Source organism: Fructilactobacillus sp. X8R4C1, from assembly GCF_059900905.1.
This window is the reverse complement of sequence record NZ_JBWXVJ010000005.1, coordinates 1-3,257: the sequence shown is the minus strand read 5'-3', so window position 1 is coordinate 3,257 and position 3,257 is coordinate 1. Positions and strand designations below refer to the sequence as shown.

Genomic DNA, 3,257 nt, shown 5'->3' with positions numbered 1-3,257 from the left:
ACTTTGTTCTTTGAAAACTAGATAATATTATTTTCTGTATTAATTATATTTTAATTATAATTTTAACCGAGAAATAACCACTACGTTATTTGAGTTTTTTAAAATAGTTTAAATCGCAAATACTCAATAACTTACATCACGAAGTGATGCAGGTTAAGTTATTAAGGGCGCATGGTGAATGCCTTGGTACTAGGAGCCGATGAAGGACGGAACTAACACCGATATGCTTCGGGGAGCTGTACGTAAGCTTTGATCCGGAGATTTCCGAATGGGGAAACCCAATCATCTTAGTCGATGATTGCACGACAGTGAATTCATAGCTGCCGTGCGGTAGACGCGGGGAACTGAAACATCTAAGTACCCGCAGGAGTAGAAAAAAATTTCGATTCCCTCAGTAGCGGCGAGCGAACGGGGAACAGCCCAAACCGATCAGTTTACTGGTCGGGGTTGTAGGACTGAACATTTGAGTTACAAAAGAATCTGATAGTCGAATCAGTTGGGAAGCTGAGCCATAGATGGTGATAGCCCAGTAGATGAAATCAGGTTCCCTCAGTTCAGGATCCTGAGTACGGCGACACACGTGAAACGTCGTCGGAAGCCGGGAGGACCATCTCCCAAGGCTAAATACTACCTAGTGACCGATAGTGAACCAGTACCGTGAGGGAAAGGTGAAAAGCACCCCGGAAGGGGAGTGAAATAGTTCCTGCAACCATGTGCCTACAAGCAGTTAGAGCCCGTTTAAGGGTGATAGCGTGCCTCTTGTAGAATGAACCGGCGAGTTATAGTTGCATGCAAGGTTAAGTTGAAAAAGCGGAGCCGAAGCGAAAGCGAGTCTGAACAGGGCGTTGAAGTATGTTGCCATAGACCCGAAACCAGGTGATCTATCCATGTCCAGGATGAAAGTGCGGTAATACGCACCGGAGGTCCGAACCCGTGTACGTTGAAAAGTGCTGGGATGAGGTGTGGATAGCGGTGAAATTCCAAACGAACTTGGAGATAGCTGGTTCTCTCCGAAATAGCTTTAGGGTTAGCCTCGGATTTAGAATCATGGAGGTAGAGCCACTGTTTGGACAAGGGGTCCGTCTTGGATTACTAAGTTCAGATAAACTCCGAATACCATTGATTTATATCCGGGAGTCAGACGATGAGTGATAAGATCCATCGTCGAAAGGGGAACAGCCCAGACCGCCAGTTAAGGTCCCTAAATATATGCTAAGTGGAAAAGGCAGTGGAGTTGCATAGACAACTAGGATGTTGGCTCAGAAGCAGCCACCATTTAAAGAGTGCGTAATAGCTCACTAGTCGAGTGATTCTGCGCCGAAAATTTACCGGGGCTAAGCATATTACCGAGACTGCGGACGCGACTTTGTCGCGTGATAGGAGAGCGTTCTAAGGGCAATGAAGCTAGACCGTAAGGACTAGTGGAGCGCTTAGAAGTGAGAATGCCGGTATGAGTAGCGAAAAATCAGTGAGAATCTGATTCACCGAATGACTAAGGTTTCCTGGGGAAGGCTCGTCCACCCAGGGTTAGTCGGGACCTAAGTCGAGGCCGAGAGGCGTAGACGATGGATAACAGGTTGAGATTCCTGTACTAGTTATTAACGTTTGAGTGATGGAGGAACGCAGAAGGCTAAGTTGTGCATCCTGATGGAAATGGATGTTCAAGTCGTAAGTCAGGTCAAGAGAGAAATGCTTTTGATCGAGTTGACAAGCGACGATGAGGACCGAAATTATAGTAGGGAAGCAACTGATGTCACGCTGCCGAGAAAAGCTTCTAGCGAGTTAATAACTACCCGTACCGCAAACCGACACAGGTAGTCGAGGAGAGTATCCTCAGGTGAGCGAGAGAACTCTCGTTAAGGAACTCGGCAAAATGACCCCGTAACTTCGGAAGAAGGGGTGCTGTCCTAACGGACAGCCGCAGTGAAGAGGCCCAGACGACTGTTTATCAAAAACACAGGTTTCTGCAAAATCGTAAGATGACGTATAGGGGCTGACGCCTGCCCGGTGCTGGAAGGTTAAGTGGAAGAGTTAGCTTCGGCGAAGCTCCGAAATGAAGCCCCAGTAAACGGCGGCCGTAACTATAACGGTCCTAAGGTAGCGAAATTCCTTGTCGGGTAAGTTCCGACCCGCACGAAAGGCGTAACGATCTGGGCACTGTCTCAACGAGAGACTCGGTGAAATTAAGATACCTGTGAAGAAGCAGGTTACCCGCGACAGGACGGAAAGACCCCATGGAGCTTTACTGTAGCTTGATATTGGGTGTTTGCACAGCTTGTACAGGATAGGTAGGAGCCATTGAAACCGGAGCGCTAGCTTCGGCGGAGGCGTCATTGGGATACTACCCTTGCTATGTGAACACTCTAACCCTGAGCACTCAACGTGCTCGGAGACAGTGTCTGGTTGGCAGTTTGACTGGGGCGGTCGCCTCCTAAATAGTAACGGAGGCGCCCAAAGGTTCCCTCAGAATGGTTGGAAATCATTCAAAGAGTGTAAAGGCAGAAGGGAGCTTGACTGCGAGACATACAGGTCGAGCAGGGACGAAAGTCGGGCTTAGTGATCCGGTGGTACCATATGGAAGGGCCATCGCTCAACGGATAAAAGCTACCCTGGGGATAACAGGCTTATCTCCCCCAAGAGTTCACATCGACGGGGAGGTTTGGCACCTCGATGTCGGCTCATCGCATCCTGGGGCTGTAGTTGGTCCCAAGGGTTGGGCTGTTCGCCCATTAAAGCGGTACGCGAGCTGGGTTCAGAACGTCGTGAGACAGTTCGGTCCCTATCCGTCGCGGGCGCAGGAAATTTGAGAGGAGCTATCCCTAGTACGAGAGGACCGGGATGGACATACCGCTGGTGTACCAGTTGCGCCGCCAGGCGCACAGCTGGGTAGCTATGTATGGATGAGATAAACGCTGAAAGCATCTAAGTGTGAAACTCGCCTCGAGATGAGATTTCCCATTCCTTTATGGAAGTAAGACCCCTGAAAGATGATCAGGTAGATAGGTTAGAAGTGGAAGCGTAGTGATACGTGAAGCGGACTAATACTAATCGGTCGAGGACTTAACCAAGCAAAAAGAAGTGGAAGTTAATCGGGCAGAGAAGATATTATCTAGTTTTGAGAGAACGAAGTTCTTTCTAAGTGTGGTGGCGAAAGCCTGAAGGATACACCTGTTCCCATGCCGAACACAGAAGTTAAGCTTCAGCACGCCAAGAGTAGTTGGGGGATCGCCCCCTGCAAGGGTAGGACGTTGCCACGC

General features: G+C 49.0%; 2 rRNA genes. Both read left to right on the top strand.

The features are described from left to right. Nucleotides 1-151 precede the first annotated feature (151 nt). A 23S ribosomal RNA gene (locus tag AC6UDA_RS06900) occupies nt 152-3,068 on the top strand. A 72-nt stretch (nt 3,069-3,140) separates the two neighbouring features. Then, a 5S ribosomal RNA gene (rrf, locus tag AC6UDA_RS06895) occupies nt 3,141-3,257 on the top strand.